The 20,085-nt window shown below is 61.4% G+C and carries 24 protein-coding genes and 1 pseudogene; 11 read left to right on the top strand and 14 right to left on the bottom strand.

Annotated elements, in window-relative coordinates:
• Positions 1-10: 10 nt before the first annotated feature.
• Positions 11-1,330 (bottom strand): sodium-dependent transporter, encoded by a 1,320-nt coding sequence (locus FZX09_RS00125; protein WP_226399083.1) that lies wholly within the window; start codon positions 1,328-1,330, stop codon positions 11-13.
• Positions 1,331-1,409: 79 nt separating this feature from the next.
• Between FZX09_RS00125 and FZX09_RS00120 the strand changes: the two genes are divergently transcribed.
• The 3 genes from FZX09_RS00120 (at position 1,410) to FZX09_RS00110 (ending at position 4,390) form a co-directional block, all read left to right on the top strand.
• Complete coding sequence (locus FZX09_RS00120) at positions 1,410-2,657, top strand: 1-deoxy-D-xylulose-5-phosphate reductoisomerase (protein ID WP_226399082.1); 1,248 nt, start codon at positions 1,410-1,412, stop codon at positions 2,655-2,657.
• Between the two features lie 2 nt (positions 2,658-2,659).
• The gene (locus FZX09_RS00115) at positions 2,660-3,022 is read left to right on the top strand and encodes a ferredoxin (RefSeq protein ID WP_226399081.1); all 363 of its coding nucleotides are present in this window, start codon (positions 2,660-2,662) and stop codon (positions 3,020-3,022) included.
• A 222-nt stretch (positions 3,023-3,244) separates the two neighbouring features.
• Positions 3,245-4,390 carry a fatty acid desaturase gene (locus FZX09_RS00110; RefSeq protein WP_226399080.1) on the top strand — a complete coding sequence of 382 codons (1,146 nt, stop codon included), beginning with the start codon at positions 3,245-3,247 and terminating at the stop codon, positions 4,388-4,390.
• Between the two features lie 35 nt (positions 4,391-4,425).
• Here the strand turns inward: FZX09_RS00110 and FZX09_RS00105 are convergent, their stop codons facing one another.
• From FZX09_RS00105 to FZX09_RS00090, 4 genes are read right to left on the bottom strand one after another with little or no spacing between them, the layout of a single operon-like run.
• On the bottom strand, positions 4,426-5,457 hold the full coding sequence (locus FZX09_RS00105) for a YheT family hydrolase (protein WP_226399079.1): 1,032 nt from the start codon (positions 5,455-5,457) through the stop codon (positions 4,426-4,428).
• Positions 5,457-6,878, bottom strand: coding sequence for an NAD(P)(+) transhydrogenase (Re/Si-specific) subunit beta (locus FZX09_RS00100; RefSeq protein ID WP_226399078.1), 1,422 nt, complete (start codon positions 6,876-6,878; stop codon positions 5,457-5,459). Before FZX09_RS00100 ends, FZX09_RS00105 begins: the two co-directional genes overlap by 1 nt.
• On the bottom strand, positions 6,878-7,174 hold the full coding sequence (locus FZX09_RS00095) for an NAD(P) transhydrogenase subunit alpha (protein ID WP_115025338.1): 297 nt from the start codon (positions 7,172-7,174) through the stop codon (positions 6,878-6,880). Before FZX09_RS00095 ends, FZX09_RS00100 begins: the two co-directional genes overlap by 1 nt.
• Positions 7,174-8,313, bottom strand: a complete 1,140-nt coding sequence (locus tag FZX09_RS00090) for a Re/Si-specific NAD(P)(+) transhydrogenase subunit alpha (protein WP_226399077.1) — start codon at positions 8,311-8,313, stop codon at positions 7,174-7,176. The genes FZX09_RS00095 and FZX09_RS00090 overlap by 1 nt, the downstream gene beginning before the upstream one ends.
• A gap of 125 nt (positions 8,314-8,438) precedes the next feature.
• On the opposite strand from FZX09_RS00090, the gene FZX09_RS00085 reads away from it, so the two are divergent.
• Positions 8,439-9,017 (top strand): EF-1 guanine nucleotide exchange domain-containing protein, encoded by a 579-nt coding sequence (locus FZX09_RS00085; RefSeq protein WP_226399076.1) that lies wholly within the window; start codon positions 8,439-8,441, stop codon positions 9,015-9,017.
• A gap of 33 nt (positions 9,018-9,050) precedes the next feature.
• Here the strand turns inward: FZX09_RS00085 and FZX09_RS00080 are convergent, their stop codons facing one another.
• The gene (locus FZX09_RS00080) at positions 9,051-9,284 is read right to left on the bottom strand and encodes a hypothetical protein (RefSeq protein ID WP_226399075.1); all 234 of its coding nucleotides are present in this window, start codon (positions 9,282-9,284) and stop codon (positions 9,051-9,053) included.
• Positions 9,285-9,329: 45 nt separating this feature from the next.
• On the opposite strand from FZX09_RS00080, the gene FZX09_RS00075 reads away from it, so the two are divergent.
• The 3 genes from FZX09_RS00075 (at position 9,330) to trxB (ending at position 12,616) form a co-directional block, all read left to right on the top strand.
• The gene (locus tag FZX09_RS00075) at positions 9,330-10,781 is read left to right on the top strand and encodes a DEAD/DEAH box helicase family protein (RefSeq protein WP_226400283.1); all 1,452 of its coding nucleotides are present in this window, start codon (positions 9,330-9,332) and stop codon (positions 10,779-10,781) included.
• A 96-nt stretch (positions 10,782-10,877) separates the two neighbouring features.
• Entirely contained in the window at positions 10,878-11,126 is a 249-nt protein-coding gene (locus FZX09_RS00070; RefSeq protein WP_226399074.1) for a hypothetical protein, read from the top strand.
• Between the two features lie 107 nt (positions 11,127-11,233).
• On the top strand, positions 11,234-12,616 hold the full coding sequence (gene trxB, locus FZX09_RS00065) for a thioredoxin-disulfide reductase (protein WP_226399073.1): 1,383 nt from the start codon (positions 11,234-11,236) through the stop codon (positions 12,614-12,616).
• Positions 12,617-12,628: 12 nt separating this feature from the next.
• Here the strand turns inward: trxB and infA are convergent, their stop codons facing one another.
• On the bottom strand, positions 12,629-12,898 hold the full coding sequence (gene infA, locus FZX09_RS00060; RefSeq protein WP_006041809.1) for a translation initiation factor IF-1: 270 nt from the start codon (positions 12,896-12,898) through the stop codon (positions 12,629-12,631).
• Positions 12,899-13,099: 201 nt separating this feature from the next.
• Here infA and FZX09_RS00055 point away from each other — a divergent pair, with 201 nt between their 5' ends.
• Positions 13,100-13,747: a pseudouridine synthase gene (locus tag FZX09_RS00055; protein WP_226399072.1), complete on the top strand. Its 648-nt coding sequence runs from the start codon at positions 13,100-13,102 to the stop codon at positions 13,745-13,747.
• On the opposite strand, the gene FZX09_RS00050 is transcribed toward FZX09_RS00055, so the two are convergent.
• The 5 genes from FZX09_RS00050 to FZX09_RS00030 are packed head-to-tail and all read right to left on the bottom strand — an operon-like array spanning position 13,695 to position 17,088.
• Entirely contained in the window at positions 13,695-14,507 is an 813-nt protein-coding gene (locus tag FZX09_RS00050) for a methyltransferase domain-containing protein (protein ID WP_226399071.1), read from the bottom strand. The two genes, FZX09_RS00055 and FZX09_RS00050, sit on opposite strands and share 53 nt — an antisense overlap.
• The gene (locus FZX09_RS00045) at positions 14,507-14,722 is read right to left on the bottom strand and encodes a hypothetical protein (protein WP_011364934.1); all 216 of its coding nucleotides are present in this window, start codon (positions 14,720-14,722) and stop codon (positions 14,507-14,509) included. The genes FZX09_RS00050 and FZX09_RS00045 overlap by 1 nt, the downstream gene beginning before the upstream one ends.
• Before the next feature lie 53 nt (positions 14,723-14,775).
• Positions 14,776-15,738 (bottom strand): NAD(P)H-binding protein, encoded by a 963-nt coding sequence (locus FZX09_RS00040; protein WP_226399070.1) that lies wholly within the window; start codon positions 15,736-15,738, stop codon positions 14,776-14,778.
• A gap of 56 nt (positions 15,739-15,794) precedes the next feature.
• Positions 15,795-15,896 carry a cytochrome b6-f complex subunit PetM gene (gene petM / locus FZX09_RS00035; protein ID WP_011364936.1) on the bottom strand — a complete coding sequence of 34 codons (102 nt, stop codon included), beginning with the start codon at positions 15,894-15,896 and terminating at the stop codon, positions 15,795-15,797.
• 28 nt (positions 15,897-15,924) lie between these two features.
• Complete coding sequence (locus tag FZX09_RS00030) at positions 15,925-17,088, bottom strand: N2,N2-dimethylguanosine tRNA methyltransferase (protein ID WP_370624172.1); 1,164 nt, start codon at positions 17,086-17,088, stop codon at positions 15,925-15,927.
• Positions 17,089-17,092: 4 nt separating this feature from the next.
• Here FZX09_RS00030 and FZX09_RS00025 point away from each other — a divergent pair, with 4 nt between their 5' ends.
• Entirely contained in the window at positions 17,093-18,058 is a 966-nt protein-coding gene (locus FZX09_RS00025) for an alpha/beta fold hydrolase (RefSeq protein ID WP_226399068.1), read from the top strand.
• Positions 18,030-18,560, top strand: coding sequence for an acetolactate synthase small subunit (gene ilvN, locus FZX09_RS00020; RefSeq protein ID WP_226399067.1), 531 nt, complete (start codon positions 18,030-18,032; stop codon positions 18,558-18,560). The genes FZX09_RS00025 and ilvN overlap by 29 nt, the downstream gene beginning before the upstream one ends.
• Positions 18,561-18,562: 2 nt before the next feature.
• Here ilvN and FZX09_RS00015 read toward each other — a convergent pair whose 3' ends face one another.
• Together FZX09_RS00015 and FZX09_RS00010 are read right to left on the bottom strand one after the other, a co-directional pair.
• Positions 18,563-19,234, bottom strand: a complete 672-nt coding sequence (locus FZX09_RS00015) for a peptidylprolyl isomerase (protein WP_226399066.1) — start codon at positions 19,232-19,234, stop codon at positions 18,563-18,565.
• A 4-nt stretch (positions 19,235-19,238) separates the two neighbouring features.
• Positions 19,239-19,775 (bottom strand): photosystem I assembly protein Ycf4, encoded by a 537-nt coding sequence (locus FZX09_RS00010; RefSeq protein ID WP_226399065.1) that lies wholly within the window; start codon positions 19,773-19,775, stop codon positions 19,239-19,241.
• Between the two features lie 188 nt (positions 19,776-19,963).
• Between FZX09_RS00010 and FZX09_RS00005 the strand changes: the two are divergent.
• Positions 19,964-20,085, top strand: a pseudogene (locus FZX09_RS00005) (photosystem II D2 protein (photosystem q(a) protein)); the annotation flags it as partial.

Raw genomic sequence — 20,085 nt, 5'->3', positions numbered from 1 at the left:
GGCAATTCCTTCAGCTGGGGATCAGATCAATCACGCTGACTACCAGACCAACAGCGATCACAGGCGGAGAAATCCAGCGCAGCATCACCAGCAGAAAGCGCTGCAGCCAGACAGGGCTCCCCGAGTGGCTGAGCTCCTCCTGGAAGCGAGATGGAAGCACCCAACCAATCAACAAGGCCAGGAGCAAGCCCCCCAGAATCAGCAATAGGCCCCCAAATATGGAATCCATCCAGCCAAGAACCTCCATGGAGGTGGCAGCCGGGAGACCCGCCACAAAGATCAACGCCGTGGACACCCAAACGGCCCGGGACCGGCTCCACCCCAGTCGATCGATCAAACACGCCACCGGCACCTCCAGCAGCGACACCGCTGAGGTAATCGCAGCAATTAAGGCCAGCGCAAAAAAGAGCACCGCCACCAGCTGGCCTGAGGGGCCAAGTGAGCCAAGGCCCGTGGGCAGGGCGATGAAGATCGTGCCCAGGGTGGAGTCACTGATCACATCCTGGAGGCCAAAGCTCATCACCACGGGGAAGGTGACCATGCCGGCCAGCAATCCCACAGCGGTGTCCATCCCCACCACTGCTACGGCTTCCCTCGGCAAATGTGCGCGCCGGCTCAGGTAAGCCGAATAGGCCAGGATGCAGCCGATGCCCGTGCCAATCGAAAAGAAGGCCTGGGTGAAGGCATTGCGAATCGTGGTGGGGTCGTGAAGCTGGCTGTTGTCCCAGCGGAGCAGGAACGTGCGATAGCCCTCAGAGGCTCCATCAAGACCAGCGGCCCAAACCGCGAGGCCAATCAGCAGCACAAACAACAACGGCAGCCCCCAACGGGACAACCGCTCAATGCCTCCACGCACGCCGGCGGCCACCACAGCAGCAGTCACCACAAGGCTGAGCAGCTGGCCGATCAAGGCGGAGCGGCCGCCACTGAGGCCGGCGAAAAAGGCTTCCGCCGAGGTGATATCCGCCGGAAGTCCCTGGGTGAGGGTCTGCACCAGCGTCGCCCCGGTCCACCCCATCAAAACGGCATAGAAGGCCAGGATTCCACTGGCCGCTAAGACGAAAAGCCAGCCCATGGGCTGCCAACGGCGACCGGCTGCCGCCACTGGCGCGAGCAGGGGGCTCTGGCCGGTGCTGCGCCCCAGCACCATTTCGGCCACCAGCACCGGCAGGCAGACCAACAGCACAATGACCACGTAGAGCAGCAGGAAAGCGCCGCCACCTCCCTGGGAGGCGCGGTATGCAAAGCCCCAGAGATTGCCCAAACCCACGGCACTGCCCGCAGCCGCCAGGACAAAACCCAGTCCCGATCGCCACTGTTCCTTCGCCATGCGCTCTCCACAAGCTGTCCGCCAGCTTGCCAGCGTTCAACGGTCCTGGTGGGAGACTTGTTGCAACTGCCGGAACAGCATGAAAGCCATCAGCGTGCTGGGATCCACAGGTTCCATCGGCACCCAGACCCTTCAGATCGCTGAGGAGTTTCCGGAGCAGTTCCGCGTTGTGGCCCTCACGGCCGGCCGCAACCTGAAGCTATTGGTTGAACAAGTCCAGAGGCATCGCCCTGAGGTGGTTGCCCTGGCGGATGCGGATCTCCTACCCGAACTTCAGGACCGTCTGAAGAACGCTGGCGTTTCAGGCACCGAAGCACCCCAGCTGGTGGGAGGTGCTGACGGCCTCAACGTTGCTGCGGCATGGGACAGCGCCGACCTGGTGGTGACGGGCATTGTTGGTTGCGCCGGACTGTTGCCCACCCTGGCGGCGATCCGCGCCGGCAAAGATCTGGCCCTGGCCAACAAGGAAACGCTGATTGCGGCCGGCCCCGTGGTGCTGCCGGAGCTGAAGAAGAGCGGCAGCCGACTGCTGCCGGCGGATTCAGAACACTCGGCGATTTTCCAGTGCCTGCAGGGAACCCCCTGGGCTGAAAACGCACGCCTGTCCACCGGCGTGCCCACTCCGGGTCTGCGCCGGATTCAGCTCACAGCTTCTGGCGGCGCATTCCGAGACTGGACAGCCGCCGACCTTGAAAAGGCAACCGTGGCCGATGCCACCAGTCATCCCAACTGGAGCATGGGCCGCAAGATCACCGTGGATTCCGCCTCGTTGATGAACAAAGGACTGGAGGTGATCGAAGCCCACTACCTGTTCGGCCTGGATTACGACCACATCGAGATCGTGATCCATCCCCAGAGCATCATCCATTCGATGATCGAGCTTGCGGATTCGTCTGTGCTGGCCCAGCTGGGCTGGCCCGACATGAAGCTGCCCATCCTCTACTGCCTCAGCTGGCCGTCACGCCTGGAGACGCCATGGCGGCGACTGGATCTCACGGAAGTTGGTCAGCTCACCTTCCGGGCCCCCGATCCCGCCAAATACCCCTGCATGGAGTTGGCCTACGCCGCTGGACGGGCCGGCGGCACCATGCCTGCGGTGATGAATGCTGCTAACGAAGAAGCCGTGGCGCAGTTCCTCGAGGAGAAGATTCACTTCCTCGACATCCCCACAGTGATCGAGGCCGCCTGCGAGCGACATAAACCCGATCTGATGACCCAGCCCCAATTGGACGACGTGCTGCGGGTGGATCAGTGGGCGCGAACCGCCGTGCGGGAACAGGTGAACCGCGGTATCACCCGTTTGCCCATGGGAGCGCTCGCCGCTTAGGCATGCAACGGATCAGCCATCACCTCCTGCTCTGCGCAACCGCCACCCAAGCCAAATGCTGCGATTCAGCGCTTGGGGCACAAACCTGGAATGAACTGAAGAGCGTTGTTCGTGAACTGAATCTCGAAAACACGGAACGCCCAGAGGGGATTGTTCTGCGCAGCAAAGCGGATTGCCTCAGAGTGTGCGAACGAGGGCCCATTCTTTTGGTCTGGCCAGACGGGATTTGGTACGCCGATGTTTCACCCGACCGGATCAAAAGAATCGTTGAACAGCACATCATTTGCCAACAACCTGTCGAAGAATGGATTTTAAAAAGAACACCTTTCGAGAAAATCAACGATCTCCCTGCAGGCAAGATTTAATGCAAAATAAACCCAGAAATGCAACGCCGAAAAGCTCAATCCATTTGTTAGAAATGGCACTTCCAGCAAAGGGTCTTGAAATTCAGCCTGAATTCTGAACAACAAAATCAGAACAATTACCTTTAGCCCCGCGTGGCTCAAGAGCTTCCACGGGCCGCAACCCGAACAATTATGATGGAATTCTTAAGCGCCAACCTTTAGCGCTTGTCTTGAGGCTTCAATTTGGCATTTGCAACATCGATCCGACCAGCAAATACAGCCCCTGAAGACAGCGCTGATTCAATCACCTATCCCAGCAAAGCTGAGCTGCTCAGCGCATTGCCAGCAGAGCTCTCCAAGCTGAGCCCGGCGAAGTCATGGTCGAGTCTGGCCATGTCTGTTGGCCTTTCCCTGCTGGCCGTTGGCACTGGAACCCGACTTCCGCTCTCTGGAGCCGCCGCACCCCTCTGGCTCCTCTACGGCGTGATCACCGGCACCATCGCGATGGGCTGCTGGGTAATCGCCCATGAATGCGGACATCACGCTTTTCACCCCAACCGCCGGATTGAAGGTGTTGTGGGTTTTGTGCTTCACAGCATTTTGCTTGTGCCTTATTACAGCTGGGCCCATAGCCATGCAGTGCATCACGCCCACTGCAACCACCTGGAGCAAGGAGAAACCCACGTCCCGCCACGGTCAACATCGCCGATGGGACGAACCACCGAGCGGCTGAAGAGGGAAATGAATCCCACCCTCTTCGGGATCATTTCTCTCTTCAATCACCTCGTGATTGGCTGGCAGCTCTATCTCTTTCTGGGCGCCACTGGTGGCGAAGATTACGACTCCCCCACCTCGCATTTTTGGAATCGCAAGCGGAATTTCAACGGCAAACGCCGCCTTTTCCCCAATTCATTCGGCAAGTGGATGGTGCGATCCAATCTCGGATTGCTCGCCATGGTTGCCCTATTGATCATCGCCTCAGTGCAGTTTTCCCTGCTCCGGGTGCTGTGCATCTACGGCCTGCCTTACCTGGTGATCAACATGTGGCTGACGACCTACACCTGGTTGCAGCACACGAATGCAGACATCCCTCACTTCTCCAACGAGACCTGGACTTGGTCAAAGGGAGCACTGCAAACGGTTGATCGTCCTTACGGACCAATCCTCAACCTGCTACACCATGGAATCGGCTCAACCCATGTGTGCCATCACGTCAATTCATCGATTCCGCATTACAACGCCTGGCGAGGAACTCAAGTTCTGAGGCAGAGGTTCCCTGAGCTGGTGCGCTACGACTCAACCCCGATCCACAAAGCACTGTGGAGGATTGCAACACGCTGCGGTGGCGCTGTTTACCAGAACCCAACCGATCAAGCGTTCTATTACTGAAGAGCAGAAGGCCTGGATCCAGATGGGATCACGGCTTAGCCGGCAACAACATCTCTGAGCCAGGCCGCCGCCAGCTGATCCCCCCAGCAGCCGTCACGGCCATGAAAGCCGTTATGCCCTCCCCGAGGCGTGAACAACGTGCGAATCGCAGCCTCCGGCGGCAGCACCTCAGCGAGATCCATCGCGGATGACGCTGGAACCCAGGGGTCATCCAGGGCCTGCAGCAGCAAAGTGGGAGGCATCGCTTTGCAGGCAGGCACGAGATGCTGCAGGGGTGAGGCTTCGCGGTAGTAAGCCTCCACATCCGCAAACCCCCAGCGGGGAGCCGTCACGGCACTATCGAAATCACGGATCGAACGAGGGGGCGTTGCTTGCAAGTTGACCTCCTCGTCGTGGCTCACCCCAAAGGGATCCGCCAAGGTCTGACGCACCAACCGCTTGAGCAGCCAGCGTTGGTAGACCCGATTGCGCGGTCGCTCGATCGAGGAGCTGCAAGCGGCCAGATCCAGGGGACTGCTTGCACAAAAGACGCCATCAAGCACACCGGGCGAGGCCAGTGCAGCATTGAGCAGCATCGTGCCGCCCAGGGAGATGCCCGCTCCTAGCAGCGGTCGCCCCGCCGCCAACATTCGCGCCCGGGCAATCACCGGCAGCAGATCGCTGTTGCAACGCGCTGCGTAGGTGCCACCCGCCAAATGCCGGCCTGGATCCGCACCGCGCAGATTCAGCCGCAAAACGGCGAAACCCGCAGCTTGCAGCGCTACCCCCATCCGCCTCAGGCCTTCCCGAGAACTGGATCCCCCCAGGCCATGGAGCAGGAGAACAAAACCTCTGGGTTCCCCTTTCGGCTGATCGAGCAGGGCAAGCAGAGACCCTGCAGCCGCAGCCCCACTAGGCAGAGCTGGCACGGGGATTTCGATCGGTACCCCTTGATCGTGGGGAAGATCCACCTCGCGCAGGGTGTCGCGGAGGGTTTGCAGGTCACCACCGACCCAGGGCCAGCGCTGCTCAAACGACGGAACCCCCAGCCGCTCGCGCAGCTGGGGGTTATCCACGCCGCGCCCCATCACTTCTTGCCTAGGCCCAGATCCTTCAGTTCCACCAGAAGATCGCCGAGCACTTTCTTGGCATCACCGAACAACATCGAAGTATTGGCTAACTCGAAGAGATCGTTCTTGATGCCGGAGTAACCAGCGCTCATGCCTCGTTTCACCACAAACACCGTGCGGGCATCCTGCACATCCAGAACCGGCATGCCGTAGAGCGGCGAATTGGGGTCGCTCTTGGCCTGGGGATTGACCACATCATTGGCACCCAGCACCAAGACCACATCGGTAGCGGGGAACTCTGGGTTGATTTGATCCATCTCCTGAAGCTGCTCGTAGGGCACATCCGCCTCAGCCAGAAGCACGTTCATATGCCCCGGCATGCGGCCGGCCACCGGGTGAATAGCGTAAGCAACATCTATGCCTGCGCTTTCGAGCACGCGAGTCACTTCCCTGAGCGTGTGTTGAGCCTGAGCCACGGCCAAGCCATAGCCCGGAACAATCACCACCCGTTCAGCAGCCTCAAGGGTGAGGGCGCATTCCTCAACACTGCAACTGGTGATGTTTGTGTATTCACCACCGCCGCCACCGGTGGCCGCCGTGGCCCCAAGGGCGCCACCAAACAGCACAGACACCAAGGAACGGTTCATGCCATTGCACATCACCTGGGTGAGGATCAGGCCCGCAGCACCAACCATGGCACCGGCCACGATCAACAACTGGCTACCCACCACGAAACCGGCAGCAGCCGCAGCCACACCGGAATAGCTGTTGAGCAGGGAAATCACCACGGGCATGTCGGCGCCACCGATCGGCAGCGTCACCCCGATACCCAGCAGTCCAGAGGCCACCACCACCAGCCAGAGGCCGGTGCTCGAATCAGCGTTGCGCAGCATCTCAACGGCACCCACCAGGGATGCCACTGCCAGCGCGATGTTCACTGCATGGCGCGCCCTGCTCTGCATCCAGTCCGGCGTGGACAGCCAACCCTGCAGCTTGGCCATGGCAACGATCGAACCAGTGAAGGTGATCGCACCCACGAACACGGAGACAACGATCGACACCACTGCCACGGGGCCTGCCGCATCAAGGACCGCCGGGTAAAGCGCCGCAGCCAAGGCCACCAGCAGCGACGACATGCCACCGCAGCCGTTAAAGAGGGCAACCGTCTCAGGCATCGACGTCATCGGCACCCGTTGGGCGGTGATGGCACCGAGCACACCCCCCACCAACGTTCCGGCAATGATCCAGGTCCAGGCGGCGATGCTGATGCCGCTGGTGCCGAGGTAATTGAGCAACAGACCAAACACCGCAAGGCCCATGGCCAGAGCGGCCAGCTGGTTTGCACCCCGGGCAGAACGCACCTTGGAGAGACCCTTGATGCCAAGTGCCAGCAACAGAACCGCAACCAGCTCGATCGCGTATTTGAGAAGGTCAGTCATCAGCGGTTCTCCTTACGAGCAGGCTTGCGGCTGAACATGGCCAGCATCCGATCGGTCACGAGGAAGCCCCCGATCACGTTGAACAGGGCAAAGCCCAGCGAGACGGAACCAAGCAACAACACCACAGTGTTATCGCCAGCCTTGATGATGGCGGTGAGCGCTGCCAACACGGTGATGCCCGAGATGGCATTGGCACCACTCATCAAGGGAGTGTGCAGGGTGGGGGGGACCTTGCCGATCAACTCCAGCCCAAGCAGGCTGCCAAGCAGGAGAACCCAGAGGAATTCAACAAACATCAGTTGGAACCTGGGGTAAGAACATCGCCACGACGAATGCTGCCGTCCTGGGCAATCAGACAACCGGCAATTAGTTCATCCTCGGGATCGAGGCTGAGGACGCCGTCATTCAAGGTGGGCTCCAGCAGAGCCACAAGGTTGCGGGCGTAAAGCGCACTGGCGTGATTGGGCACACTGCAGGGCAGATCATTACCACCGATCAGCTTCACACCCTTGCGATCCACGGTCTGGCCAGGAACGGTGTCGGCACAGTTGCCGCCCTGGGCTACGGCCAGGTCAACCACCACCGCACCGGGGCGCATCCGATCAAGCATGTCTTCGCTGATCAGACGCGGAGCGCGACGGCCCGGCACCTGGGCGGTGCAGATGGCCACGTCGGCCTCGGCCAGCTGATCCGACAGCTGCTGACGCTGGGCTGCAAGGAAGGCGTCGGAAGCCTGTTTGGCATAGCCACCGGATTCCGCAGGCTTCTCCTCCATCTCTGGGGGCTCGATGAAACGAGCTCCAAGGGATTCGACCTGTTCTTTCACCGCAGGCCTGATGTCACTGACATACACCACTGCACCCAGACGTCGCGCTGTGGCCACAGCCTGCAGCCCTGCCACACCCGCTCCGAGAATCACCACCTTGGCTGGCTGAACGGTGCCCGCTGCCGTCATCAGCATCGGGAAGTAACGGTCCAGCGCGGCGGAGGCCAGCAGCACCGACTTATAGCCAGCGATGTTGGCCTGGGAGGACAGCGCATCGGCAGACTGCGCCCGGCTAATCCGGGGCAAAAGCTCGAGCGCCATGGCGGAGAGGCCGCTGCGCTTCAGGGCGGCCGTCAGCTCTTCGTTGGCGTAGGGGGAGAGCAGACCAACCACCAGCGCTCCCTGGCGCAGGCGGGCCAAAGTGGCTGCGCTCGGTGCTTGAACACAGAGCAACACGTCGGCCTGGAACCAGGCCGACGTGTCTCCCAACTCCATGAGCTCCGCGCCTTGCGCGGCGTAAGCCTCATCGAGGTGTCCGGAGGGGGTACCGGCTCCGCGTTCGACTACGACGCTGCAGCCCAAGGAAATAAATTTCTTGACCGTGTCCGGTGTTGCCGCGACACGGGTTTCTCCCGGAATCGACTCCACCGGTATAAGAAGTCTGGGCAAGGCGAACACAACCACCGACCCGGCACAGGGTAGAAGGTCGCCTTCTCGAGATCGGGGAAACTTCCTGAAGAACGCACAGAGCTTCTGTCGTTCTTGCTACGTGAAGTGCACCCTCTGTGCTTCCCATGGGTCTCAGCGCAATCGAGTGTCCCGACGGTCTCTGCCACAGCCACCACGGTGGACATGCCGTCGAACGGGAAACCATGCAGTCCACCCTCCAGTTGCACGGCAAAGGCTGGTGTGAACGGCTGGCGGAGCGGATCTATGAAATCTCCGTCGACACTTTTTCGCAAAGCGTGATGCCGAGCCTGCACACAGCCGGCTGGCAGCGCCGACATCTCGACTGGGAGTTCAAGCTCAACGACGGCGAAAGCGAACCCGATCGCACCCTGGTGGACGGGATGATCAACGCCACGGAAAGCTTCTTGCGCAGCAGCGAAGTGCACCGCCTGTTCATCCAGGAACTCGTGCAGGGCACCTTCGCGGAAGCGGAAAACGATGACCTACGCATTAAGGCTGTGCGCACCCTGGTGGAAACCGAAATCGTGGCGATGCTTGAGGAACGGAAAGAAGAGCTGCTGGATCGGCTCGCTCAACAGCTGCTGGATTCAGCCAAGGGGGATTTCACTGCCGCCCGCACCGCCTCAGAAGAGGCCTTAATGGAAGTGGAGCACCTCGTAGTCAACCACGCCGAAGCGCTCTGAAGCAGGGGCGTTTATTCAAGACATGCTGCCGGCTCAAACGATCGGCAGCACTTCCTGTTCGAGGCCCACGGCCCAGTTCACCTCGCCGCGGCGGTGCAGGACGCGTGCCCGAAGAATCAACGGATCGATGTCGCAATCGAGTTCCCAGCAGCCATCGAGTTGGTCGCGCTGCTGGTCGAGGGGGCTGCTGAAAAAACGACGTTGGGCCATGGCGATGGGCGGGACCCGATCCCGATGGAGCTGATGGCCGGACAGTAGAGATGCCACAGCACAAAAGAATGGTTAAAAAGACTCATCTTACCGAGAGGTGATATCTCAGCTGTCAGCTTCAATCTCCCGGGAACCCACAATACCGAGCTAAGCCGCTCCCCCGTCCAACCCCGGCAGTGGCAGCAACAGCTGATCCAGCTGCTGCGTCGCAGGCTCGAGCTTGAGGGCAGCAGCCGCGACCTGTTGGTGTTTGCAGGCCCAGGGGCAGGCAAAACCCTCGGGGCCTTGCTGGGATTCCGCGCCATGCGAGATCAAGGCCGGCTGGACCATTTCGTGGTCTTTTGCCACCGAACCTCAATCCTCAATCAATGGAAATCCGCAGCGGCGCGTCTTGGCTTGCGGCTGGAGGAGTGGCCCTGCCCGCCGGAGCAAAGCCAAGACGCCGATGGCTTGTTGGTGACCTATCAGGGTGCCGGTCGCCAGCGCGAGGCTCTGGGAGCACGGCTCGCGCGATGGGGCCTGAGCGCCTGCATGGCGATCGCCGATGAGGCCCACCATCTCGGCGTCAATCCCAACGAGCCGGACGCCACCGCATGGGGGCAGACTTTTCTGGAGATGACCAGCAGCCTGCGGCTGCGCCTGGGGCTCACAGGGACCCCCTTTCGTGCCGACAACCTGGCGTTCTGCGCAGCCCGGCGCATCCGCGTACGGCTGGATGGCGGTGGGTGGGTTGAGCAAATCCGTCCGGACCTCTGCGTTGAACCCAGGGACTTGATCGCCGCAGGGGATGTGCGCCCCCTGGAGTTTCGCTTTCAGGACGGCTGGGTGGAACACAGCCGCGAAGGACAACCCGACCGTGACGTTTCCCCCCTATCGGCTGAACAACGGGAAAGCTGGCGCGCGCGCAACCTGCGTCGCGCCATCCGTCTGGCCGACAGCAGCAGCATTGGCCAGCAGGTTCTGCTGCGCGCCCAGCAGAAGCTGAATCAGTTGCACGAGCGGCAGCCGCAGGCTGCTGGCCTTGTGATCGCCCGCGATATCAGCCACGCCGAGGCCATCAGCCGAGTGTTGATTGACGACGGCAACCGGGTGGAGTTGATCCATTCCCAGAGCCCCCAAGCAACGGAGCGCTTGAACGCCTTCCAAAGCGGTAACGCCGATTGGCTAGTGAGCATCGACATGTGCGCGGAAGGCTTTGATGCGCCACGTCTACGGGTGGTGGCCTACCTGACCACCGTGGTGACCCGAAGCCGCTTTGTGCAGGGCATCACCCGGGCCGTGCGGATGACGCCCGAACTGGCCGCCCGCGAAGCCATTCCCAGGGAAGCCTCCTTCGTCTTTGCTCCAGCGGACCCACTACTGATGGACTACGCCCGCTCATGGTCGGTGGCCGAGCCCTACGTGCTTCGCCCTCATGAGCAGGCGGCCAAGGACGAGCAGCTGGAGGTCGGAGCCTGGCGCGGACCAAGCCTTCCCCTGGAAGCCGTGGAGGACGGAGCCGGCGCTGTCATCCGGCTAAAAACGCCCGAATTGCCCGCTTTTTTGCAGCGCTGAGCACAGCATTAGCCAGAGGAAAATGCGAATATCTGCAAATGGACGGTCGAATGGGGCCCCCAATCCGTCAACCTGATCAACGTCGAGGAGATAGTCATGGACGCTGCAATGGAACGTCGGATCGTCGTTGCAACGGGCTGGGCATCCACTCGCATTGCAGTCCTGGACAAGGAAGAGCGCTATGAAGACAGTTACGCGATAACGCAAGAATTCTGCGAATGGATCACATGCATCGGTGAAAACGTTGAGATGCTTGAGGCCAATGTTTTGGCGGTTCCGCGCAACCCAAGCAAACGACGCCCGATTCACGACCCCACCTCCAACGACTCACAAGTCGAAATCTGAATATTTTCTTAAACTCTTCTAAATCCCATTCGTTCATCCTCAAGCATTTCCTCACGCAGGCTTCTGACAGGGCTTTAGATTTAACTCATAGTCAGTTCGCTTAAGCGGTGGGTCAAGCCGGTCAGGATCACATCGAAAATCTGGTCATCGTTGGCTCAGGGCCAGCCGGTTACACAGCTGCCATCTATGCAGCAAGGGCCAACCTGCAACCGCTTCTGGTCACTGGATTTCAACGCGGCGGAATCCCTGGCGGCCAGTTGATGACCACTACCCATGTTGAGAATTTCCCGGGCTTCCCTGACGGTGTGCTCGGCCCCGATCTGATGGACTTAATGAAGGCCCAGGCGGTGCGGTGGGGCACCCACCTGCTGGAAGCGGATGCCGACAGCATTGATCTCAGCGCCAAGCCCTATCGCCTTGAGGTCGAAGGACAGACCATCCGCACCCACGCCCTGGTGGTTGCCACCGGCGCCAGTGCCAACCGTCTCCAACTGCCCTCGGAGGAAACCTTCTGGAGCAAAGGTATTAGCGCCTGCGCGATCTGTGACGGCGCCACACCTCAGTTCCGCAATGAGGAACTCGCCGTGGTGGGCGGCGGTGACTCCGCCTGTGAAGAGGCGGTGTATCTGACCAAATACGGAAGCCATGTGCATCTGGTGGTGCGCTCCGACAAACTCCGCGCCAGTGCCGCCATGGCTGATCGGGTGTTTGCCAACGACGCGATCACGGTGCACTGGAACAGTGAGATCGATGACGTGAGCGGGGACGACTGGATGCAGTCGATGACCCTGCGCAATCGCGTTGAGGGCAGCTCAACCACCCTCTCCGTCAAAGGCCTCTTCTATGCCATCGGACACACCCCAAACACCGATCTGCTTCATGGGCAATTGGATCTGGACCGGAAGGGTTATCTGACAACGGAGCCGGGACGGCCGGAGACGTCAATGGAAGGCGTCTTCGCAGCCGGGGATGTGGCCGATGCCGAATGGCGACAGGGCATCACCGCAGCTGGCAGTGGATGCAAGGCGGCCTTGGCAGCGGAGCGCTGGCTGAGTCACCACAACCTGGCCACTCGGGTGCAGCGTGAGCAGGTGGAGCCGGCGGTGGCAGAACGTCCTGTGAATGTGGATGTGACCACAGAAGCCACCTACGACCCCCAAGGGCTGTGGCAGAAAGGAAGCTTTGCCCTACGCAAGCTCTACCACGACAGCGCCAAGCCTCTGCTGGTGATTTACACCTCACCCAGCTGCGGGCCTTGCCACGTGCTGAAGCCCCAGTTGCAGCGGGTGATTCAAGAACTTGCTGGATCCGCCCAGGCCGTTGTCATCGACATCGAGGCCGATCAGGAGATCGCCGAACAGGCCGGAGTGAATGGCACACCCACCGTGCAGCTGTTCCACAACAAGGCGATGGTCAAGCAGTGGCGCGGCGTAAAACAGCGCAGTGAATTCAAAGCTGCAATTGAAGCTTGTCTTCAGACACCCGCCTGAGGGCAGCGGCCCTCAGCGACGGCGCGGTCCGCCGGGACGGTTGCCGCCGGGACGACCGCCAGGAGCACCGGCATTGCGCTCTCGGTAGGTGATTCGGCCGCGGGTGAGGTCGTAGGGGCTGATCTCCACCAGCACCTTGTCACCAGCAAGCAATTTGATCCGGAACTTGGTGAGCTTTCCAGCGGCTCTGCAGAGGCATTGGTGACCAGCAGGCTGCTCGAGGGTGACCAGATAGAACCCGTTGCCCTGTTCCTTCTCGATCACACCCGAGGTTTCGATCATGCGCTGGTCGCCAGTTCTGTCTTGCTGAAGTCAGTTTAGAAGGCCACTTGCACCCCGCAGAGAGAACACAGCCCTTAGGCTCCAACGCCGACACACATCCGCCGTCCGTGATTCTCCCCCCGTTGAGCCTGGATCTCGGCCTGCTGCTGATCTCCATTGGCGTGGTCAACCTGTGGAGGATGCGCGAAAACGCAAGCTGACTTGACGACGTTGCTGCTGAACAAGCCCTTCGGGGTTTTAAGTCAATTCACGCCGGAAGAAGGAAGCCGCTGGCGTTGCCTGAGCGACTTTGTTGATGTGCCCGAGGTGTATGCCGCAGGACGCCTCGACGCCGACAGCGAGGGGCTGCTGATCCTCACCAACAATGGCCGACTGCAACAGCGCCTCACTGACCCTCGCTTTGGGCACTGGCGCAGCTACTGGGCGCAGGTGGAAGGAACCCCCAACACCGATCAACTGCAACAGCTTCGCGATGGGGTTGTGGTTCAGGGGCGCCGCACCTTGCCTGCGAAAGTGCACTGGCTTCAGGGTCAGGAGCAACTGCAGTTGCCCGACAGAACCCCTCCAATTCGTTACCGCGCTGCGATTCCCACAAGTTGGCTGCAGCTGTCCCTCACCGAGGGGCGCAACCGGCAAGTGCGCCGGATGACAGCTGCTGTTGGCCTGCCAACGTTGCGTTTGGTGCGCTGCTGTATCGACTTAATGGACAACGGTCCAGCGCTGGACCTCGCGGGCCTTCAACCCGGTACTTGGCGTGCGGTGACGGCTGTCGAACAGGAACGGCTGAACCGCCTGATCAGCAGCAGCTCGAGCGCTGGGCCTCGGCGGGGAGGACGCCGACGAGGGTGACCGCCCGGAATTCAATGTCTTCCACCACACGCCAGGGCTGCTCACTCCGATCGGCGTAGCGAACTTGCTCAAAGCCAAGAGCTTCAAAGGCCTTCAGGAACGCCTGCTCTTGCCAGGCGCCGCTGATGCAACCGCTCCAGAGATCAGGGTCCTGCTGCAACCGCAGGGGCACCACCTGATCGCAAACGATGTCGCTGATGGCGACGCGACCACCGGGGAGCAGGACCCGCCGAATGTTGGCCAGAAGCCTGTCCCGTGCCGACGGGTTCACCAGGTTGAGCACACAGTTGCTCAGCACCACATCGATCGAACCATCAGCGATCAGGGGTTCACCTGTTGCCGTGGGGGCATCCAGGGCTTCGATGGCTCCATCAACAAAACGGACGTTGTCGAACCCCACGGCTGAGGCAACAACCGGGATCGCTTCACGCGACAGGGCCAGCATGTCGGCGTTGCGATCCACTCCGGTCACATGACCAGATGCCCCGACGATTTGGCTACAGATGAAGGCGTTTTTGCCGCTGCCGCTGCCCAGGTCGAGCACGCGGTCCCCCTGCTTGACCCAACGGGTGGGATCACCACAGCCGTAATCACGGTCAATGACAGCTTCCGGAATCACCCTGAGCAGGGCAGGGTCGAAGCCGACCGGGGTGCAAAGGCAGGGTTCCTGCTCTTGGGCAGCAGCTCCATAGCGGGCTTCAACCGCCTGAGTTTGATCCAGAGACTGCGGCACTGGGGACGAACAACACGACTCCGCCATCAGCCGATTGCCTCCTGCAGCTCACGCACCACATTCCACTGGCCATACCAGTAGTTGGCCTCGGCCCGTCGGTCGGGATCAGCCATACCATCCACCGCATCGGGGCCCACCGACTTCCATAGCTCATGGCCGCAAACGCGGTTGAGGCCCTGTTCCGCCTCATCCGACAACAGCTGCAGACGCCGCTGCAGGTTTTTGAGCTGAGCGACAGCCATAAGGTAGGAATTAGTTAAGGCGATAGTACAAAAGAACCAAGAGGGATCAAGGTTCAGAAAGGCAGCTTTTTCTTCGCATCTTTGTCGAGATCGGCTTCCATTTCGCGCAGGCGCTTCAGGATCGTGTCGTAGTACTCGCCGATGTAGCCCTCCATGTCCGTGGCCTCCGAGGCCTCAAGACCGAAGGCGGCATAGCTGTTTTGCATAGGGGCATCCAGGGTCTGACCGCTGCCGGTGACCTCAGCGAAAGCCAACCTCTCTGCCACGTTGACGGCGGGTTCAAAGAAGGACGCCACCCCCTGCATCAGGTTGATCAAGAATGGCTGCACCCGGAACACACGAGCTGTCTTGCCACTGCAGCGTTCACAGAGCTGGACCAGTTCACCGGTGTTCCAGGCCTTGGGGCCTACAACGGGGTAGGTGCCGCGCACGGTTTCCTCCCGCTCGAGTGCCGCGACGGCAAAGCGGGCCATGTCCTGAGTGTTCATGTAGGCAATAGCCGTGGGGCTACCACTGACCCACACGGTCTGACTCTCCAGAACAGGAATGGCGAACTGACTGATCACCCCCTGCATGAAGGCGGCACCCTGCAGGATCGTGTAATCGAGATCCGAGGACTCCAGCAGCTTCTCCGTGCAGGCCTTGATGTCCATTAGGGGAACGTCGCGGTGCTGATGCGCGCCCAACAGTGAGAGAAAGACAAAACGCTTCACCCCTGCCCGTTCACAGGCAAGAAGCAGTTCGAGCTTTCCGTCCCAATCCGTTTCGTAGATGCTGCGGGGATCGTTGGGGCGACTGGTGGATGCATCAATCACGGCATCCATGCCCTCGAGGGCGTAATCGAGGCTGTCGGGCTCCAAGAGGTCGCCCCGGGTGAGCTCACAACCCCATTCCTGCAGGAAGGCAGCTTTACGGGGCGTCCGCACCATGCAGCGCACCTGGTGGCCGGCATCAAGAGCACGACGGGCGATCTGTCGTCCCAGGGTGCCGGTGCCACCCACCACAAGCACTTGCATCGGCGCCTTCCTTACGAAGGAGCGAGCCTAATGGCCCCCGCTTCGAAGCGACTGCTTCAGTCGTCGCCCTGCAGTTTCAGAAGCAGAGCACCACCAGCGAGGCCGACGGGAATCAAGACCCAGAAAATCGCAGCAGTTCCAAAAATCTCAGCAGCCATGGTCTGGGCAAAGCGATCGCCCGCCCATTTAAATCCCTTCCCCCCGCAGGCTGGTGCAGATCTGTAACAGCTGCGGTAATCCAGCATCGGTTCGCACCTGCCCTGCCATGACGCCGCTGGCACTGGCGCGATAGCCCGCGGCCTGGAGCGCCTGGACCAATGGCCCCAGAGCTGGCGGCCCACCGATGCCCAGCCGCCGAGCCAGCTCATCAGTGGGCCAGACCGTGGGGCGATCTCCGGGATCCGCCTGCAGGCGCTGCATCAGCCGAAACGTGGCGGGGCTGATCTGCTGACGCCCCAGCTGTTGAGCATCGGCAAGCAGATGCTGCAACAGCTTCTGCTCCTGCAAGGGACCGATCCACAACGGGCCGCTGATGCTCCACCGCCCCTGTCCAGCTACGCAGTCACAGGCCGGCCAGCCGCTGAGCTTGAGCAGAGGCTGCACCCGTTGAGCACCACAGCTTTCGCAACGGGCCACCAGCCCAAGCTTCTTTTCATCGCCCGCTGGGATCTGGCGCCGCAGGCGCAGGGCCAGACGAAAGGTGCGGCCTTCACTGAAGCTGAACAGCGGCTGCAGTCCGCGCCCCAGCATCCAGGCTTGCCGCGCCACCAGCCCGATCTGCTGACGCAGGGCCATTTCCCAGCTGGAAGGGTGGGCGCGAGCGGCGGCTCCAAGGCTGCGGATTGCACCCGGCCGGTCATGGCCAGTGGGGGACCGGCCATCCGTGGAGGCCAGAAACAACAGGCCGTCGAAGCGAAGGGCTTGGAGCGCCGGCTGAATCAGAGGCCCAGGAGAGCCGAAGGCATCAAGGTCGATGAAATCGAACCAGTGTCGCTGAACAATCGACCGGTGCAGCAGTAGGTCTGCGGCATCAGCTGTGAGCCGCGTTGAACACCCCAGCCCCTGCACATTGGCCTGGATCAGGGGCAGCCGATCTGGATCCCCATCGTTGATCCAGAGCTCTGTCTCAACGGCCTGGTTGCCCAGCGCCTCCAACCCCCAGCGCAGGGGCCGGATCCCGCAACCAGCCATCAGATCAAGCCAGCGCAGGGGCCGCGTGGCGTGAAGAATCTGGTGACGGGCCAACAACACTGACAGGTCCCGGGCCGGACGCGACTCAGGCCTGAAAAAGCCTGGACCAAGGCTGAGCTCAGCCAAACCTTCGCGATAGTGATGATCGGTTGAGGTCAGAAGGGTGCCGCCTGCTGCTGTCCAGACTGCCGAGTGGGGTGTCCAGAGCACCTGGCCGTGGAGGGGCTGGCCCTGCCACTGGCGGGTCAGCGGCCCTGAAGCGGGCCCTGCGCTGCTGCTGTTGCATGGTTTCGGCGCAGCCAGCGGACACTGGCGCCACTGCGCGCCACGTCTGGCTGATCAGGGCTGGCGGGTCTACAGCCTGGACCTGCTGGGATTCGGCCAATCCGCTCAGCCGGCGCGGCCGATGGACAACCGGCTCTGGGCCCTGCAGGTTTGTGCATTCCTCGATCAGGTGGTACAGGGGCCAGCGGTGGTGATCGGCAATTCCCTAGGGGGCTTAACAGCGCTCACCGCCGCGGTGTTGGCACCGAACCAGGTGCGGGCGGTGGTCGCCGCGCCCCTACCGGACCCTGCCCTGATTCAACCGCTGCCGAAACGACGGGCTCCCTGGCGGCGGCGTTGGCAGCGGCGCCTACTCGCACTGGTGCTGCACTTGCTTCCGCTTGAGCTTGTGGTGCCCTTGATCGCGCGCACTGGCTTACTCAAAACCGGGCTTCAGGGGGCCTATTGGCAATCGATCCAATCCGACCGAGAGCTGGCGCAGCTGATCGCCCGTCCTGCCCGACGCCCCACAGCCGCCCGGGCCCTGCGGGGCATGAGCCTGGGCATGGCCAACCGTCCCCGAGGCGCTACAGCCCCTGCACTGCTCGAACAACTGCGGGCACCCATGCTTCTGATCTGGGGCCGTCAGGATCGATTTGTACCCCTAGCCATCGGCGAATCCGTGGCCGCCAGTCACTCCGAACTCGAGCTGAAGGTGCTGGATCGCTGCGGTCATTGCCCCCACGACGAAGCGCCCGATCGATTCCTGGCTGTGTTGTTGCCCTGGCTGGACCGTAACTTGGGAGGAACAGACCGGCAGGGGACGACCAGCGGCGATGAAACACACCCTTTCGGTGGTGGTTGAGGACGAATCCGGCGCACTCAGCCGGATCGCAGGACTCTTCGCCCGACGCGGCTTCAACATCGACAGTCTGGCCGTCGGCCCAGCAGAGGCCGAAGGGCAGTCGCGCCTCACCATGGTGGTGGAGGGCGATGACCAGACGCTCCAGCAGATGACCAAACAGCTGGACAAACTGGTGAACGTACTTCAGGTTCTCGACCTAACCCAGCGCCCGGCCGTGGAACGGGAACTGATGCTGCTCAAAGTTTCAGCACCGGCGACATCCCGGGGCGCCGTGATCGAACTCGTTCAGGTGTTCAGGGCCAAGGTGGTGGACGTGGCCGATGAAGCCCTGACCCTGGAAGTGGTGGGGGATCCCGGGAAGCTGGTGGCCCTTGAACGGTTGATGGCCCCCTTCGGCATCCTGGAAATCGCCCGCACCGGCAAGGTGGCCCTTGAGCGAGCCTCAGGAGTGAACACGGAAATGCTCAAAGTGTCTCCAAGCCAGAACCGCGTGCCGGCCTGAGTTCACTCGCTTATTGCTGCACCGGTAATGCGATCCCCTTGCTGGATCGCATCCACCACTTCCATGCCATCCACAACACGTCCGAAGACGGCGTAACGACCGTCGAGTTCCGGCAAGGGACGCAATGCCACATAGAACTGGGCGCTGGCTGAGTCAGGAGCCTGAGAGCGGGCCATGGCCACCGCCCCACGCTCATGGGGCAACTCCAGAGCATCAAGTTCAGCAGGGTTGGTGCTTACCCTGCTGTAACGGGGTTGCGGCTCGGATCGGAACTTGATCTCAAGCGGGATCATCCGCGCCTGACCGTTATCTGGATCCACAAAACTGCCGGTGCCGAGCTGCCCCAGGGGAACCGATCGATCACTGGATTGCGGATCGCCCCCCTGCACCACGAAGGGGAAGGGCTCGCGAACAACGCGGTGGAACATCGTTCCGTCATAGGTGCCGCGCCGCACCAGATCAATGAAATTGCCGGAGGTGAGGGGAGCGGCATCGCCGTTCACTTCGATTGTGAACTCGCCCTGGCTCGTCTGCATGGTGACGGCGGCCAGCCCCTGCAGGCAGGCCGCCTGAGCATCGGCACAACCCGTCACCACCAAAGCTCGCGGGGATGGGCTGCAACTCACCAACAACGGGATGAGCAGCAGCAGAGTCCAGGAACGAAGACGACGCATCGGATCAAAGGCCCTCAAGGTTGACGCCCAGAAAGCGAGCCAGTTCAGCACCGTCCTTCTCCAGCTGCGCCAAAGGAAGCGGTTCACCAACGCGGGTGAGCGGCATGTCGCGGCGTCCCTGGATTCTCAGGGCGACACGGCGGCGCGCATTGAAGCCATCGCGCACGTCAACCTTCACCGCCTTGACGTCCTTGAGGGGGATTTCCACCAGAACGGGTTTGCGAAAACCACGGCGACTAATTGTCACCACGCCGGCATCCTTATCGAAACGATTGCTGCCGCCACCAACGTTCACAGCGATCACATACCAGAGGTAGGTGGCCAGCAAGGCCGCAGCAAGGCTGTACAAGCCCATCACCAGGCCCTGGGGGACAAACACCAGCGCAGCGGGGTGCCCCAGAGGGAGCAGATCGCGCCCGAGGTAACTCGACAGCGAAGCCAGGAGGAAGCCCACGCCCCCAATCGTGACGGCCGAGGCCACCAGAAAATTCGAGAAACGACGGGAGCCGAGCACAGGTTGCTCAAGCACTGCTGCGGACATGAACCAGCCAGAACGAAGCGCCATTGTGACCGCAGAAAGGCCCTGAGGACGGAATAGGAAAAAATCCCTAAGAAACAGAGCGATACAGCGGGTTTCAGCTCACGCAAATCAGCCCCGCAGGTCGCGTGAAGATTGTTAAGGTCGCGGCGTATCCCACAGCCTGCGGCTTTCCGCACCGTTCACCTCTCATGACGATCGCTGTAGGACGCGCGCCACAGCGGGGATGGTTTGACGTCCTCGATGACTGGCTCAAGCGCGACCGCTTCGTTTTTGTCGGCTGGTCCGGCATCCTTCTTCTCCCAACGGCCTA

This window comes from Synechococcus sp. MU1643 (assembly GCF_020514095.1).
GTDB lineage: Bacteria > Cyanobacteriota > Cyanobacteriia > PCC-6307 > Cyanobiaceae > Parasynechococcus.
The sequence above is the reverse complement of the archived record's forward strand: the minus strand, read 5'-3'. Positions and strand labels throughout refer to the sequence as shown.

What these genes read in the sequence shown, in the direction of transcription:
- petM (WP_011364936.1), bottom strand. Translation starts at nt 15,896, where the DNA reads ATGGCTGCTGAGATTTTTGGAACTGCTGCGATTTTCTGGGTCTTGATT.
- FZX09_RS00125 (WP_226399083.1), bottom strand. Translation starts at nt 1,330, where the DNA reads ATGGCGAAGGAACAGTGGCGATCGGGACTGGGTTTTGTCCTGGCGGCT.
- FZX09_RS00095 (WP_115025338.1), bottom strand. Translation starts at nt 7,174, where the DNA reads ATGTTTGTTGAATTCCTCTGGGTTCTCCTGCTTGGCAGCCTGCTTGGG.
- FZX09_RS00100 (WP_226399078.1), bottom strand. Translation starts at nt 6,878, where the DNA reads ATGACTGACCTTCTCAAATACGCGATCGAGCTGGTTGCGGTTCTGTTG.
- FZX09_RS00040 (WP_226399070.1), bottom strand. Translation starts at nt 15,738, where the DNA reads ATGCAAGTGCTTGTGGTGGGTGGCACCGGCACCCTGGGACGACAGATC.
- FZX09_RS00070 (WP_226399074.1), top strand. Translation starts at nt 10,878, where the DNA reads ATGGACGCTGCAATGGAACGTCGGATCGTCGTTGCAACGGGCTGGGCA.
- FZX09_RS00115 (WP_226399081.1), top strand. Translation starts at nt 2,660, where the DNA reads ATGCAACGGATCAGCCATCACCTCCTGCTCTGCGCAACCGCCACCCAA.
- FZX09_RS00120 (WP_226399082.1), top strand. Translation starts at nt 1,410, where the DNA reads ATGAAAGCCATCAGCGTGCTGGGATCCACAGGTTCCATCGGCACCCAG.
- FZX09_RS00015 (WP_226399066.1), bottom strand. Translation starts at nt 19,234, where the DNA reads ATGCGTCGTCTTCGTTCCTGGACTCTGCTGCTGCTCATCCCGTTGTTG.
- ilvN (WP_226399067.1), top strand. Translation starts at nt 18,030, where the DNA reads ATGAAACACACCCTTTCGGTGGTGGTTGAGGACGAATCCGGCGCACTC.
- FZX09_RS00045 (WP_011364934.1), bottom strand. Translation starts at nt 14,722, where the DNA reads ATGGCTGTCGCTCAGCTCAAAAACCTGCAGCGGCGTCTGCAGCTGTTG.
- FZX09_RS00050 (WP_226399071.1), bottom strand. Translation starts at nt 14,507, where the DNA reads ATGGCGGAGTCGTGTTGTTCGTCCCCAGTGCCGCAGTCTCTGGATCAA.
- FZX09_RS00010 (WP_226399065.1), bottom strand. Translation starts at nt 19,775, where the DNA reads ATGTCCGCAGCAGTGCTTGAGCAACCTGTGCTCGGCTCCCGTCGTTTC.
- infA (WP_006041809.1), bottom strand. Translation starts at nt 12,898, where the DNA reads ATGATCGAAACCTCGGGTGTGATCGAGAAGGAACAGGGCAACGGGTTC.
- FZX09_RS00105 (WP_226399079.1), bottom strand. Translation starts at nt 5,457, where the DNA reads ATGGGGCGCGGCGTGGATAACCCCCAGCTGCGCGAGCGGCTGGGGGTT.
- FZX09_RS00085 (WP_226399076.1), top strand. Translation starts at nt 8,439, where the DNA reads ATGGGTCTCAGCGCAATCGAGTGTCCCGACGGTCTCTGCCACAGCCAC.